At 67.1% G+C, this 13,723-nt stretch carries 16 protein-coding genes; 5 read left to right on the top strand and 11 right to left on the bottom strand.

All coding sequences use genetic code 11. The features are described 5' to 3' along the window. Positions 1–16: 16 nt before the first annotated feature. Genes holB through mltG form a run of 3 tightly spaced genes read right to left on the bottom strand, consistent with a single transcriptional unit; the run spans position 17 to position 2,726 of the window. Positions 17–1,066 carry a DNA polymerase III subunit delta' gene (holB, locus tag METUNV2_RS0108680; protein WP_018229080.1) on the bottom strand — a complete coding sequence of 350 codons (1,050 nt, stop codon included), beginning with the start codon at positions 1,064–1,066 and terminating at the stop codon, positions 17–19. Then, positions 1,067–1,684 carry a dTMP kinase gene (tmk, locus tag METUNV2_RS0108675; RefSeq protein ID WP_018229079.1) on the bottom strand — a complete coding sequence of 206 codons (618 nt, stop codon included), beginning with the start codon at positions 1,682–1,684 and terminating at the stop codon, positions 1,067–1,069. It abuts the gene before it with no gap. Between the two features lie 31 nt (positions 1,685–1,715). After that, positions 1,716–2,726 (bottom strand): endolytic transglycosylase MltG, encoded by a 1,011-nt coding sequence (gene mltG, locus METUNV2_RS0108670; RefSeq protein ID WP_018229078.1) that lies wholly within the window; start codon positions 2,724–2,726, stop codon positions 1,716–1,718. A 90-nt stretch (positions 2,727–2,816) separates the two neighbouring features. Between mltG and ygfZ the strand changes: the two genes are divergently transcribed. The 5 genes from ygfZ to METUNV2_RS0108645 all read left to right on the top strand — a co-directional run bounded on the left by ygfZ (position 2,817) and on the right by METUNV2_RS0108645 (position 7,219). Then, positions 2,817–3,851, top strand: a complete 1,035-nt coding sequence (gene ygfZ / locus METUNV2_RS0108665) for a CAF17-like 4Fe-4S cluster assembly/insertion protein YgfZ (protein WP_018229077.1) — start codon at positions 2,817–2,819, stop codon at positions 3,849–3,851. Between the two features lie 14 nt (positions 3,852–3,865). Beyond that, positions 3,866–4,156 carry a DUF4936 family protein gene (locus METUNV2_RS0108660; RefSeq protein WP_018229076.1) on the top strand — a complete coding sequence of 97 codons (291 nt, stop codon included), beginning with the start codon at positions 3,866–3,868 and terminating at the stop codon, positions 4,154–4,156. A 12-nt stretch (positions 4,157–4,168) separates the two neighbouring features. Further along, positions 4,169–4,948, top strand: a complete 780-nt coding sequence (locus METUNV2_RS0108655; protein ID WP_018229075.1) for an NRDE family protein — start codon at positions 4,169–4,171, stop codon at positions 4,946–4,948. Between the two features lie 136 nt (positions 4,949–5,084). Then, on the top strand, positions 5,085–6,818 hold the full coding sequence (locus tag METUNV2_RS20215; RefSeq protein WP_018229074.1) for a sensor histidine kinase: 1,734 nt from the start codon (positions 5,085–5,087) through the stop codon (positions 6,816–6,818). Continuing rightward, positions 6,815–7,219, top strand: coding sequence for a response regulator (locus METUNV2_RS0108645; RefSeq protein ID WP_018229073.1), 405 nt, complete (start codon positions 6,815–6,817; stop codon positions 7,217–7,219). Before METUNV2_RS20215 ends, METUNV2_RS0108645 begins: the two co-directional genes overlap by 4 nt. Here METUNV2_RS0108645 and METUNV2_RS0108640 read toward each other — a convergent pair. The 8 genes from METUNV2_RS0108640 to METUNV2_RS0108605 form a co-directional block, all read right to left on the bottom strand. Further along, positions 7,186–7,608 (bottom strand): GNAT family N-acetyltransferase, encoded by a 423-nt coding sequence (locus METUNV2_RS0108640; RefSeq protein WP_018229072.1) that lies wholly within the window; start codon positions 7,606–7,608, stop codon positions 7,186–7,188. The genes METUNV2_RS0108645 and METUNV2_RS0108640 overlap by 34 nt on opposite strands. Then, positions 7,605–8,105, bottom strand: coding sequence for a L,D-transpeptidase (locus METUNV2_RS0108635; RefSeq protein ID WP_018229071.1), 501 nt, complete (start codon positions 8,103–8,105; stop codon positions 7,605–7,607). The genes METUNV2_RS0108640 and METUNV2_RS0108635 overlap by 4 nt, the downstream gene beginning before the upstream one ends. After that, complete coding sequence (gene tadA / locus METUNV2_RS0108630) at positions 8,105–8,578, bottom strand: tRNA adenosine(34) deaminase TadA (RefSeq protein ID WP_018229070.1); 474 nt, start codon at positions 8,576–8,578, stop codon at positions 8,105–8,107. Before tadA ends, METUNV2_RS0108635 begins: the two co-directional genes overlap by 1 nt. Positions 8,579–8,593: 15 nt before the next feature. Continuing rightward, positions 8,594–9,478, bottom strand: coding sequence for an exosortase B (gene xrtB / locus METUNV2_RS0108625; RefSeq protein ID WP_026188000.1), 885 nt, complete (start codon positions 9,476–9,478; stop codon positions 8,594–8,596). 47 nt (positions 9,479–9,525) lie between these two features. Beyond that, positions 9,526–10,389 (bottom strand): chain length determinant protein tyrosine kinase EpsG, encoded by an 864-nt coding sequence (epsG, locus tag METUNV2_RS0108620; RefSeq protein WP_018229068.1) that lies wholly within the window; start codon positions 10,387–10,389, stop codon positions 9,526–9,528. 10 nt (positions 10,390–10,399) lie between these two features. Next, on the bottom strand, positions 10,400–11,788 hold the full coding sequence (epsF, locus tag METUNV2_RS0108615; RefSeq protein ID WP_018229067.1) for a chain length determinant protein EpsF: 1,389 nt from the start codon (positions 11,786–11,788) through the stop codon (positions 10,400–10,402). Between the two features lie 15 nt (positions 11,789–11,803). After that, a complete protein-coding gene (epsE, locus tag METUNV2_RS0108610) occupies positions 11,804–12,607 on the bottom strand; it encodes a polysaccharide export protein EpsE (RefSeq protein ID WP_018229066.1) in 804 nt (267 codons plus the stop codon). 89 nt (positions 12,608–12,696) lie between these two features. Next, entirely contained in the window at positions 12,697–13,644 is a 948-nt protein-coding gene (locus METUNV2_RS0108605) for an EpsD family peptidyl-prolyl cis-trans isomerase (RefSeq protein ID WP_018229065.1), read from the bottom strand. Positions 13,645–13,723 lie beyond the last annotated feature (79 nt).

Genomic DNA, 13,723 nt, shown 5'->3' with positions numbered 1-13,723 from the left:
CCTGCTCGACCGGCGATCAGCGCGCGGCCCGGAACAGCCGGGCGTAGCGCATCAGCAGGTCTTCAAGGAACAGGCGCGCATTCAGCGGGTGATGCGCCAGCGCCCGCACCTTCAGCAATTCATTGTACCCACGCAGGACAGTGGCCACGTCGCTGCGTTCCGCCAGCTGCAAGAGCTGGGCGCGACGACCGACGAATACCCGCGGCTCGCAGTCCTGCGCCAGCAGCGCCACATCAGCCAGCCAGCGCTGCAGCCAGGTGACCAGCGTGGGCAGATCGGTCAGGCCCGGCTCGCCCTTTTTCTTTCCCTTGAGCCAGCCGTCCCAGCGGGCGGCCACCTCCAGCGGCGCGCTCAGCGCCTGCCTGGCTACATCATCGACAAACTGGCCCTGAATCTGAGCGTCGCGCGAGCCGGCGAGGTCACGCGCGTGCAGCGGCGAACCGGCGCACAGCGCCAGCGCGTCGGCCGCGTTGCGCACGCCCTGCTGCGCCAGCCAGGCCAGCGCCTCGTCGGCCGGCGGCTGCTGGAAGGACAGCACGCGGGTGCGGCTGCGTATCGTGGGCAGCAGCTTTCTCGGCTGATCGGAAATCAGCAGAAACAATGTATTAGGCGGCGGTTCTTCAAGTGATTTGAGAAGTGCATTGGCGGAATCGACATTCATCGCCTCGGCCGGATACAGCAGCACCACGCGGTAACCGCCCTGATGCGAACCGACGCCCAGCCGTTCGACCACCGCGCGGACCTGGGCGATGCGGATCTGGGTGGATTTCGCCTTGCCGTCACCTTCGTCGTCCGCCGATTCGTCGTCCGGCGACTCTTCGAGCGCCTCCGGCCGCACGGTGATCCAGTCCGGGTGGTTGTCGCCGGCAATCAGCCGGCAGGACACGCATTCGCCGCAGGCCTGCTCTTCGCCGCGGGCGCGTTCGCACAGCATGCGCGCGGCCAGCGCCTCAGCGAATTCACGCTTGCCCAGCCCGGACGGACCGGCCAGCAGCAGCGCGTGCGGCAGCCGGCTGCCGAGCGCCATCAGCTGAGACCACTGCGGCTTGCACCAGTCATAAATCATTCAGGAACAGTACCTTGAAAGAATTTCTTCAAGTTGAATAGAAACTTCTTGCGGGCTGCGCGCAGCGTCCAGCACCTGCATGCGGCCCGGGTCGGCCTGAGCGCGCGCGAGGTAGGCGGCGCGCACCCGGTTGAAGAAATCCGACTGTTCGCGCTCGAAGCGGTCCGGGTCGCCGCCGCTGGCGGCCAGACGCTGCGCCGCCACTTCACACGGCAGGTCGAACAGCAGCGTGAGGCCGGGCTGCAGGCCGCGCTGCACCCAGGCTTCAAGCGCCTCAAGCCGCGCGGTGTCGAGGCCGCGGCCGCCGCCCTGATAGGCGAAGCTGGCATCGGTGAAGCGGTCGCACAGCACCCAGTCGCCGCGTGCCAGCGCCGGTTCGATCACCTGCGCCAGATGTTCGCGCCGGGCGGCGAACATGAGCAGCGCCTCGGTATCCGGATGCATGGCTTCGTGCAGCAGCAGGCCGCGCAGCGACTCGCCGAGCGGCGTGCCGCCGGGTTCGCGGGTAAGCAGCACGGTGTGGCCGTGCGCCCGCAGCCAGTCGGCGGTACGCGCGATCTGGGTGCTCTTGCCGGCACCGTCCATGCCTTCGAAGGTGATGAAGCGGATGTTGTGCATCGAGGTCGTCAAAGTCGGTGGGCGCCGTCGATCAGCGCTGCGCGCGCGCGGGTCGGCGCTGGTAGCGGTCGACCGCGCTGTTGTGCTCGGCCAGGGTTTTCGAGAACACGCTGCTGCCGTCGCCGCGCGCGACGAAGTAATAGTACTGGGTCGGCGCCGGATTCAGCGCCGCGTCCAGCGACGCGCGTCCGGGCGCGGCAATCGGCGTGGGCGGCAGGCCGCGTCGCAGATAGGTGTTGTACGGGTTGTCCGCCTGCAGGTGGGCGCGGGTCAGATTGCCGTCAAAGCGCTCGCCCAGACCGTAGATGACCGTGGGGTCGGTCTGCAGCGGCATGTCGGTGCGCAGCCGGTTCACGAACACCGACGCCACCTTGTCGCGGTCGGCCGCGGCACCGGTTTCCTTCTCGACGATGGACGCCATGATGAGCGCGTCGCGCGGGGTGGCATAGGGCAGACCCTGCTGGCGGGCCGCCCAGGCCTGGTCGAGCTGGCGGCGCATCGCGTGATGGGCGCGCGCCAGCACCGACAGGTCACTGTCGCCGACCGCGAACAGATAGGTGTCCGGGAAGAACCAGCCTTCCGGCTGCGTACCCTCCGCACCGATGCGCGCCATCACCTCCGCATCGCTCAGCGCGGCGGCGTCCTGCCTGAGGTCCGGCTGGGCGGCCAGCGCGGCACGCATCTGCCGCCAGGTCCAGCCCTCGATGAAGCGCAGCTCGCGCATGCTCACGTCGCCGCGGGTCATCTTTTCCAGCAGCTGTATCGGGGTCAGCCCGCTGGAAAAGGCATAGCTGCCGGCCTGCAGCCGGGTGCCATCGACCGCGAAACGGCCGATCAGGCCGAGCAGCGCCCCATCCACCGGCACGCCGGCCGCCTCGATCTGGCGGGCCGCCTGGCGCAGCGCGGTACCCGGCTTCAGCGTGTATTCGATGACGCCACCGGCCCAGTTCAGCGGCTGGCGCGCATACCAGAACAGCCCGCCGGCACAGCCGAGCGCGAGCAGCAGGACGATGAGGAACAGACGGGACAGCAGACGGGTCATGCAACCGGGAGAGGAACGCGCGGCAGGCGTGCGCGGCCCCGTATGTTAACCTCTTCCCGTACTTTCCCCGACCACGGAATTCGCAACACCATGCTGCTCACAGACCTCATTCCCGCCTCTGATGCCGCCTCGACTGCCGCCGATGACGGCCAGTTTCCCGCGATGGCCGACGCCGCCGCCGAAATGCGCGCGGCGCAGACCGGCACCGTGCTGGTGCCGCTCACCCACCTGTCTCGCCTGCGCGCGGAGGGCGAGGACGCCGCCAGCTTCCTGCACAACCTGATGACCAACGACGTGCAGGGCATTCCGGCCGACGGCGTGCGCAGCGCCGGTTTCTGCTCGCCCAAGGGCCGGCTGCTGGCCGCCTTCACGCTGTGGCGCGACGGCGACGCGGTCGTGCTGCAGCTGCCGCGCGCGCTGGCCGAACCGATGCGTCGCAAGCTGTCGATGTACATCCTGCGCGCCAAGGCGAAGCTGGGCGATGCAAGCGCCGACCTGCCTGCGCTCGGTCTGGCCGGCAGCGGCGCCGAAGCCGCGCTGGCCGCCGCCGGCCTGCCGCTGCCGCCGGCGGCGATGAAACAGGCCACGGCCGAGGGTGTCAGCGTGCTGCGTCTGGCCGCTGACCGCTTCCAGATCGTCACCACGCCAGAGCGGCTGCAGGCCGTATGGCAGGCACTGGCCGCCCACGCCACGCCCGCCGGCACGCCGGCGTGGCGCTGGTTCGACATCCGCGACGGACTGGTCAGCATCTGGCCGGCCACGCAGGAAGCTTTCGTGCCGCAGATGGTCAATTTCGAACTGACCGGCGGCGTGAGCTTCAAGAAAGGCTGCTACCCGGGCCAGGAAATCGTCGCCCGCACCCAGTACCTGGGCAAGCTGAAGCGGCGCATGTACCGCGCCAGCGCCGACTGCACCCCGCCAGCGGCCGGTACGCCGGTCTATGGCAGCGACACCGGCGATCAGGCCTGCGGCGCAGTGGTCGATGCGGTGGCGCTACCGGACGGTGGCTGCGCGCTGCTGGCGGTGGTGCAGATGTCCAGCACCGAAGCCGGCCCGGTGCGGCTGGGTGCGCCTGACGGCGCCGCGCTCGACTTCGCCGCCCTGCCCTACGCGCTCGGCGAGTAACTGCGCGCATCGGCATGAGCACGCACATCGACTACTACATCTACTACCGCATCGACCCGTCAAAGGAAACCGCGCTGCGCGCCGCGCTGGCCACCATGCAGGCTTCGCTGCAGGCTGCCACCGGTGTGCCCGGCCGGGTGCGCCGGCGGCTGGACGATCCGCTGACCTGGATGGAAATCTACGAAGGCGTGAACAACCAGCGCCTGTTCGAGCTGGAACTGGGCAGTCACGTGCAGCGCCACGGCCTGCATGACTTCCTGGCTGCGGAAACCGGCCGCCATCTGGAGCGTTTCCGCTCCGCCTAGGCTGCGCCCGCCATGTGCCTCATCGTGCTGGACTGGCAGCCGGGTGGAAGCCCGTCGCTGCGGGTCGCTGCCAACCGCGACGAATTCCACCATCGGCCGACCGCGCCGCTGCAGGTGTGGCCGGATGCGCCGCAGGTGATGGCCGGCCGCGACCTCGCATCCGGCGGCACCTGGCTGGGCGTGAGCACCGACGGCCGCTTCGCCGCACTGACCAACTACCGTGACCCGGCCCGCCAGCGGCCGGACGCACGCTCGCGCGGCGCGCTGGTGGCTGATTTCCTGACCGGGCGGATGTCGGCCGCCGAACACGCCGAGGCCTGCGTGCGCGAGGCAGCACATTACAATGGCTTCAACCTGCTGCTGTGCGACGGCCGCGATCTGATCTGGGTGGGGTATGGCGGCGGACATCCGCCGCGCAGCGCCCTGCTGCCGCCCGGGGTGCACGCGCTGTCCAACCACCTGCCTGGCACGCCCTGGCCCAAGCTGGTCCGCGCGCGTGAGGCCTTCGCCCACGTGCTGTACAACCCTGAAGCTTCGTTGGAAACACAGACCGAGGCGCTGTTCGAACTGCTGCTCGATCCCACACCGGCAGCGGATGCCGACCTGCCGGATACCGGTGTCAGCCTCGAATGGGAGCGCAGGCTGTCGCCGGTCTTCATCGCCGGCGAGGACTACGGCACCCGTTCGCGCACCGTGCTCGTGCTCGGCCCGGCCGCACTGCACATCGAGGAAAGACGGCACGGCGCAGGCGGCAGCGACGCCGGACGCACGGTTCTGAATACCCGCCTCTGAGCATCCGCCACCGAATCTTCGGAACTGAGTGCCGCGCGTCGAACACGCCTTGCCCGGGCACACCGCATCAGGCGCACAATAAAGTTCATCGTACCCGTGCCGTCATTCCCGACAGCCCCCAGCAGAGCGACCCGACTTGCCGAACGCACCGCACCTTCAGGATGAGCCCGCGCGCATCGCCGCGCTGGACGCGACGCGCCTGCTCGACACACCGCCTGAACCCGCCTTCGACGACCTGACCCGCATCGCCTCGCTCATCTGCGGCACGCCGATCGCGCTGATCAGTCTGGTCGATCGCGAACGCCAGTGGTTCAAGGCCAGAGTCGGTCTGACGGCCAGTGAAACACCCCGCGACCAGGCCTTCTGCGCGCACGCCATCCTGAACCGCGATCTGATGGAAGTGCCTGACGCGTGCGACGACAGCCGCTTCAGCGACAACCCGCTGGTGACCGGCGAACCGGGCATACGTTTCTACGCCGGTGCGCCGCTCGAAGTGGCTGGCGGCCAGCGCATCGGCACGCTGTGCGTGATCGACACCGTCGCCCGCACGCTGAACGCTGCCCAGCGCGAAGCGCTGTCCGCGCTCGCCCGTCAGGTGGTGGCGCAGATCGAACTGCGCGACCGGGTGGACGCCATGCACGAGGCGCAGGACAGGCAGAACATGTTCGAGCGCCAGCTGCAGCGCTTCAACGACGAACTGTCGGCCCTGGTCGCGCTGCGCACCCGCCAGCTCGAAGCCGAACGCGATCGGGCCCGGCTCTATTTCGACACCGCCGGCAGCATGATGGTGGTGACCGACACCTCCGGTCGCGTGATACGGGCCAACCGCAAGAGCGCCGAAGTACTCGGCCGGCCCATCGACGGCCTGATCGGCCGTGACTGGTTCGACCTCTGCCTGCCTGCAGCCGAACAGGTGGATGCCCGCGTCTATTTCGCCGGGCTGGTCGATGGGTCGCAGCGCGGCGAACGCCGTTTCCGCGGACACGCGCTGAATGCAGCGGGCCAGCTGCGCGTGATCGCCTGGCATACAAGCCGGCTGGAAGATGACCGGGGCTCGGCGACCGGTCTGCTCGGGGTGGGCGAGGACATCACCGATCGCCTGCAGGCGGAAGAACAGCTGCGGCGCACGCTGAACGAACTGGAGCGCAGCAACATCGCGCTGCAGCAGTTCGTGCATGTCGCTTCGCATGATCTTCGCGAACCGATCAATTCCATCCTGAACTTCGCCCGCCTGCTCGCCCGCGAGAACCAGGACGCCCCGGACGGCCGCAGCCGGCGCTACCTCGATTTCGTGGTACGCGGCGGAGAACGGCTGCGCCAGCTGGTCGACGACCTGCTCGCCTACGTGCGGCTGGACGGCGCAGAAGCGCGCAGCGACGCGGTCAGCCTGAGCGATCTGCTGGAGGACACGCGTCAGGCGCTGGCCGACGCCATCGGCCGCAGCGGCGCCACGCTGAGACTGGCGCCGCTGCCGGTCATACGTGGTGACCGCAGCCAGCTCGCCTTGCTGATGCAGAACCTGATCGGCAACGCGATCAAGTTCCATGCACCGGACGTGGCCCCCGAAGTCACGGTCAGCGCGGCGCAGGTGCAGGACGAACTGCATGTGGTGGTCAGCGACAATGGCATCGGCATCGAACCGTCCTTCCACGAACGCATCTTCGCCGCCTTCGAGCGTCTGCACGCGCGCAGCGAATACGAAGGCACCGGACTGGGGCTGGCGCTGTGCCGGCGCATCGCGGACATGCATGGCGGACGGATGTTCGTCGAGTCGGCCGCAGGCTGCGGCGCCCGTTTCGTACTCGCATTGCCTGTCAGCCGCCTGATAGGCCGCACCCCCGAAACTTCTGCAAGGACGACCACGGCATGAGTGCCTCACTGCGCACCGTAATGCTGATCGACGACAGCGACGCCGACAATTTCTTTCACGGCCTGCTGATCGAACAGGCCGGCATCGCCGGCGACGTGATGGTGTTCGAGTGGGCGGAGAAGGCACTGAAATGGCTGACGGAAAACGCCGGCCATGCGGTCGACCTCATCCTGCTCGACATCAACATGCCGCGCATGAACGGTTTCGAATTCCTGGAGGCCTTTCACGCCTTGCCGGACATGCAGCAGGGCGACACCCGCATCTGCATGCTCAGTTCATCGGCGCTGGACAGCGAGCGCGAGCGCGCGCTCGCATTCCCGCGGGTGAGCGGCTTTCTGACCAAGCCGCTGGACGATGACGCGCTGGGTCAGCTCGGCAGTCTGCGCACCATGAGCCGGTGAGGGATGCCGGCCTCGTCGAATTCCACGCCTTCGGCGACGAAACCTGCCTGCGCGTAGAAGCCGAGTGCATGCGTCTGCGCGTGCAGCTGCAGCATGCTCAGGCCGCGCCCTGAGGCCTCGGACACCAGTGCCGCCAGCAACATTCGACCGACACCACGACCGCGGAAGACCTTGCGCACCGCCATGCGGCCGATGTGCCCGTCCGGCAGCAGGCGGCCACAGCCAACCGCCTCGCCATCGATCAGCGCCAGTGCATGGCGGCTGACCGCGTCGTACTCGTCCCACTCCAGTTCTTCCGGCACACCCTGTTCGACGATGAACACCTCGCGCCGCAGCGGCTTCAGCGCCGGCGCCTGTTCGGCCCAAGTGCCGAGCACGATGTCGATCACGGCGCGCGGTTCCGGTCGCCGTCGAGGATATTGACCGGCGTGCCGGCCGGCACCAGATCGAACAGTTCGATGATGTCGCGATTGCGCATGCGCACGCAGCCGATGGAACCGGGCACGCCCATTTCGGCGGTGTCCGGGCTGCCGTGCAGATAGACATAGCGGCGCATGGTATCGACCTCGCCCAGCCGGTTGAAACCGGGTTCGCAGCCGGACAGCCACAGGATGCGGGTCAGTATCCAGTCCCGGCCCGGATGGGCGGCCGCCAGTTCGGGCGACCACTGTTCGCCGGTCGGACGCCGCCGGATGAACACCGTATTGGCCGGAGCGCCCGCGCCGATGCGTGCGCGGATGATGTGGCGACCGCGCGGCGTGCGATAGCTGCCCCGCTGCTCACCCGCGCCGTTCTTCGCGGTCGATACCCGGTAGCGGCGGATCAGTACGCCGCCATCGTCGTACAGGTGCATCCACTGGGTGGGAATGTCGATGTCGATGCGCATCAGGCGCTTTCGGTGCGCCGGCGCCGCGCCGCGAAGAAATCGCTCAGCATGCGACCGCATTCGTCGGCCAGCACGCCGGATTCGACCTCGGCGTGGTGATTCAGCCGCGGCTCCGCGAACAGGTCGGTTACGCTGCCGCAGCAGCCGGTCTTGGGGTCGCGCGCGCCGAACACCACGCGGGCGATGCGCGCGTGCTGGATGGCGCCGCTACACATGGCACAGGGTTCCAGCGTCACGTACAGCGTGCAGCCGGGCATGCGGTAATTCGCCAGCGCCTGGCCGGCGGCACGCAGCGCCATCACCTCGGCGTGGGCGGTCGGGTCGCTGGCCATGATGGGGCGATTGAAGCCGCGGCCGACGATTTCGCCGTCCTTCACCACCACCGCGCCGACCGGCACTTCACCCAGCGCCCCGGCTTCACGCGCCAGCGCGAGCGCCTCCCGCATGAACAGCAGATCGATGTCGGAACTCATTGCGGGCCGCGCCGTTCAGGCCGTGGCGTCGGTCTGGCGCACGCCGAAACGCAGCATCGAATCGACGCCGATGATGAGAATGAGCGCGCTGATGAACAGCACCATGCCGGCAAAGCCATGCAGGAAACCCTGCCCCGCCTCGTCGCCGAAGTGGTAGGTGATCAGCGTCAGCACAATCACCCGGATCACGTTGGCGGTGAAGGAGATCGGCACGATCAGGATGGCCAGCGTCAGATTGCGGGCAAAGGAGTCGTGGCGCACCAGATTCAGGTAGAGCAGGCCCAGCGCCTCAAGCGTAAACAGCGAGTGCAGGCCGGCGCAGGCATCGGCCACCAGCAGCTGGTACTGGCCGATCACCAGGATGACGCCGGTACGCGCGATCGGGTAACCCAGCGCATACAGCAGGTGTTCCGCCGCCCACGACACCGCCATCTTCATCGGCTGGGTCACCGCATCGACCAGCACGCCGGGCAGCGGAATCATGAACAGCATGAAAAACAGCGGAAACCACAGGCCGAGCGCAGTGGCGCGGCCGAAGAACACCAGCATCAGGCCGGCCAGCATCGGAATCAGCGAACCGATCTCGAAAATCAGGATGTCCTGCGAACGCCCGACGATGTACAGCAGCAGCGCCAGCACGACGAGCGGCCAGCCCAGCGCAGGGGCCGGTTCTGGCTTCACGTTGTCGGCAATCGCGTTCCACTTGGTGTAGAGCAGCCACAGCGACACCGACAGCACGATGGGGCCGTGCGCGTTCTCGTCGGTGCTCCAGATGCCGGTAAACAGGTCGTGGAAGCTGGGGCCGTACATGGCGGCCAGACCGGCCACCACGATCCAGAACGGCGCCCACATCGGGGACAGAATCTGGGCACCCAGACGCAGTGAGTGGGGAGTAGACATGCCGGATGCGCCCGAAGAGATCGAAGACACCGCTCAGACCGCCTGCATCACGGCTCGTTCATCACCGAGCCGACGACGGTGGCGCTGGCGGTCACCAGTTCGTCGGCCAGACGACGCAGGCGCGAAGCGCGGCTTACGTTCTTGCGCGCCACCATCAGCGCGCCGCTGGCACGCACCGCAATGGTCTGCGCATCGGCGTATTCGGCACCGGCCGGCGTATCGATCAGGATGACGTCGAAATCCTTGGCCAGCTGAGCCAGCAACTGGCTGAACGCCGGGCGCGACAGCAGTTCCTGCGGATTCGGCGGCACCGCGCCGGCTGGCAGCACACACAGGTCGAGCAGCGCCGGCACCCGTTGCACCGCTTCCGGGCCACCGCGGCCGGCCAGCGTTTCCGACAGGCCGATCCGGTTGCTCACCGAGAACAGTGCGTGCTGGCGGGGATTGCGCATGTCGGCATCGATCAGCAGCGTGCGCTCGCCGAGCTGGGAAAACACCACCGCCAGATTGGCGGCGATGAAGCTGCGACCTTCGCCGCGCTCCGGGCTGACGATGGACAGCGTCTTGCGTTCCGATTCGGCATCGAACCAGCGCAGCATGAGCTGGCTGCGCAGTGCGCGCAGTTCTTCGACCTGACGGGTGAAGGGCCGGTAGGCGGCGATCACTTCGTCGCTTACCGTGCTTTCGCCCGGCTGCAGGAAGGGGTAGTCGAACTGGCGCGACAGCGCGAACTGGATGTCCGATTCCTTCAGCAGGCCAAGAGAAATGGCAGCGTCGCCAAAACGCAGGCCGCCGTCACGCTGGGCGCGCAGGATGCGCTCCGCGCCATCCGGCGTCAGCCGGCCGGCGTCGATGAGGATGGCACCGATGGCGCGACCGGATCCGGAATCGATGGAAGTGGGGGCGTTCATCTGTATGTCCTCAGGCGGTGGCCACACGGGCACGCTTGGCACCCTTGTTGAACTTGACCGACGAAATCAGGCCGAGCACCGGTACGCCGAGCAGCTGCTGCAGGTCATCGTCGCCACGCACGCGCTGGTCGAGCAGTTCGAGCAGCAGCACGGTACCGACTGCCAGCAGGGTGCCGAGGAAAATGGCGACCAGGGTGTTCAGTATCAGGTTAGGGCTGGAATGTTCGACCGGAGCGATTGCCGGCGTCAGCACCACGATATTGGTCTGCGTGGTCTGGCTTTCCAGACTGGTCTGGGTGAAACGCTGAGCCACCGCGTCATAGGCACGCTGGGCGCTTTCCACTTCACGCTGCAGCACGGCCAGATCGTCGCGCTGTTTCTTCAGTTCCAGCACGCGGTTCTTCTGTGCGTTGAGCGCGGCGCGCACTTCGGCTTCGCGCTGCACGTTCACCCGGTTGGAGGTGCCGATGGTGCTGGCCACCTTCTTCATTTCGGCATCCAGCTTGGCGCGCTGGGTATCGACTTCGCCCTGTGCCCGCTGGTATTCCGGATGGTTGCGACCGTAGCGCTGGCTCATTTCGTTCAGACGCGCCTCGCCGCGAGCGAGGTCGGCCTTCAGGCCGATGATGAGCGAGTTCTGCTGCACTTCGGGCAGGGTTTCGATCTGCGACTGGCCGACCTGGGCCTGACGCGACGAACTGTCGCTGCGCTGGGCCTGGATCGCGGTGTACTGGCTGGACAGTTCGGCCAGACGGGCGTTCTCGATGTCCAGACGCTCGTCGGTGGCGACGATGCCGCTCTCCTGCTGGAAGGCGGACAGCTTGCTCTGCGCCTTTTCCAGACCTTCGCGCAGCGCCTTGGACTGACCGGCAAACCAGCTGGCGTACTGCTTGGCCGGTTCGATCTTCAGTTCAAGGTTGGTATCGATGTAGGCCTGCGCGAAAGCATTGGCCACCGCAGCCGAAAAGGCCGGGTCCTGGCCGCTGAAACCGATGGACAGCACATTCGATTCACGCGACGGCTTCACGTCCAGCTTCTTCTTCAGCATGTCGGCGAAATAGGCTTCCATCGAACCCTTGCCTTCGGTCGCCTCGCGCCACTGTTCGACCGCCGCCGCACTTTTCTCGAAACCGAGCATGCGCACGACCCGCTGGGCTACACGGTCGGAGGTCACGATGTCCACCTGGGTCGCCATATAGCCGGGCGTGACCAGAGCAGGCAGCGTGACGCCGAGAATGGGGTCCGGCGACTTCACATCGATCAGCACCGAGGTGGCAGACGAGTACTGCTTGGGCAGCACCAGGCTGACCGCCACCGTGGTGGCCACCACGACCAGAAGCACTGCCAGGCCGACCAGCCAGCGCGCGCGAAGTATGAGCAGGAATTGCTGGAACGTCATGAGGTCGTCATCCGATCAGAAAAGGCTTTCGCGCACGTACACCACGTCGTCCGTCTGCAGCGCCTGGGCCATGTCGGGCTCGATCGCCTCCACGGAGCCGGCGGCATTGCGGCGATGCAGGCGGATGCGCTTCTCGGTACCGCGCAGCGTAACGCCGCCACCCTGGGCCAGCGCCTGCATCACGGTCATGCCGCGCTCCAGACGGTAGGAGCCCGGACGGTTGACCTCGCCATAGATGTAGAACATCGGCGCACGGTGGATGTAGAGGATGTCGCCGCCCTGCACCGGAATGTCGGCCTTGACGCCGTCCGGCTGGAACAGCGACGGAATGTCGATCTCGGTACGGAAGGGCTGACCGTTGCGGGTACCCACCAGCGTCACCAGATCGGCACCGCTGATCGTAGCGCCACCGGCGGTGGCCAGCATGTCGCTGACGCGGGTGTTGGCGATTTCGATCGGGTAGCGGCCGGGACGATTCACCTGGCCCAGCACCGATACCTGATTGCCGCGTATCTGCAGCAGCAGCACATTCACCTGCGGCTTGAGCACGAAGCCGCCGTCGCGCAGCTTGTCGGCAATCAGCTTTTCCGACGCCGGCAGCGTGAGACCGCCGACCGCAACACTGCCGATGAGCGGATAGGTGATGGAACCGCTCTCGGTCACGCGGGTTTCCACCGTGAGGTCCGGATTCTGGAATACGGTGACGCGGACAATATCGCCCGCGCCCAGCACGTATTCACGCGTGTCGGCCGCCTGGGCGCCGGCAAGCATCATCAGTCCGAAGCAGAAGGCGACAAGCTGGCGTACGAACTTCGTCATGTCGTGAAGGTTTCCCGTTGGTCAGTCTGTTCGCACCGCGCACCGGGACGGCGCGCGGTGATCCTCCGGGCATCGTTGCCCGGCAGCGTTCACTTGAGGCCGGAGAGGCCCTTGTCGACCGCGCTGCCCGCGGCATCGGCCGGTGCGGCAGCCGGAGCCGCCGTGGCGGCGGCTGGCGCAGCGGTGGCCGCTGCTGCCGGCGCGCTGAATTCGCCCATGTATTCGACCTTGGCGCTTTCACGCAGCTTCTTCACTTCGCCCTGCGCCAGTTCGCCCTTGCGCTGATTCAGCAGGAACTGCTCGATCACCGGACGAGCCGCATTCTCGTCGACCGGCATGCTGCGCGAGGCAGCCACCTCGAGCACCAGGATGCCGCTGTTGGTCCGCAGCACGCCGATCTGGCCGTCCTTGATCTGGTGCACGTTCTTCACCAGTTCGAGCGGCAGCTGCTCGGCCGGCTTGGTCACCGCGTTGGCGGTGAAGCGCACGTTCTCGCTGCGCAGCCACTCGGCGATCTGCTGCAGGTTGCGCGGCTGCGCCATGAACTGTTCGAGCTTGGGCAGGAATTCCGGGCCGGCGGCGATCGCCAGCTCGCGCAGATTGAAGATGCGGCGCTCGGAGAACAGCTCCGGGTGCTTGCCGTAGTAGTCCTTGATTTCGGTATCGGTCGGCTTGATGGCCGCGCCGGACACCTGTTCGAGATAGGCGCGGGCGAGGATTTCACGGCGCGCGGCTTCGATCGCCTGCAGCGTCTTCGGATCGCGGTCCAGCTTCTTGTCCACCGCCTGCTGCACCAGCAGCTCCTGGTCGATCAGACGTTCCAGCACCTGACGGGAGGCCGCCTTGGCCTGTTCGGGGTCGGCCACATTGGTGCGCTGCATGACCTGGTTGATCTGATGCACCGACACTTCGCCGCTGTTCACCTTCGCAGCGACCTGGGTCGCCGTCTTCTTTTCGCCGCTCTCTCCGCCGCACGCAGTCAGGATGGCTGCGGCAATGACGGTCAGAGCGATGGAGCGGCCTGCAAGTTGTGGCATGTTGTCCCCGAGAGAATGTTGCGGATTTGTGACGTATGGGCAGCTGGGCACGATAGCCCAAGAGGCGAGCCCTGAACAG

Origin of the sequence: Methyloversatilis universalis EHg5, from assembly GCF_000378945.1 — a bacterium.
Taxonomy (GTDB): domain Bacteria; phylum Pseudomonadota; class Gammaproteobacteria; order Burkholderiales; family Rhodocyclaceae; genus Methyloversatilis; species Methyloversatilis universalis_A.
Note: the sequence above shows the minus strand (reverse complement) of the source record. Positions and strands in the feature narration are given on the sequence as shown.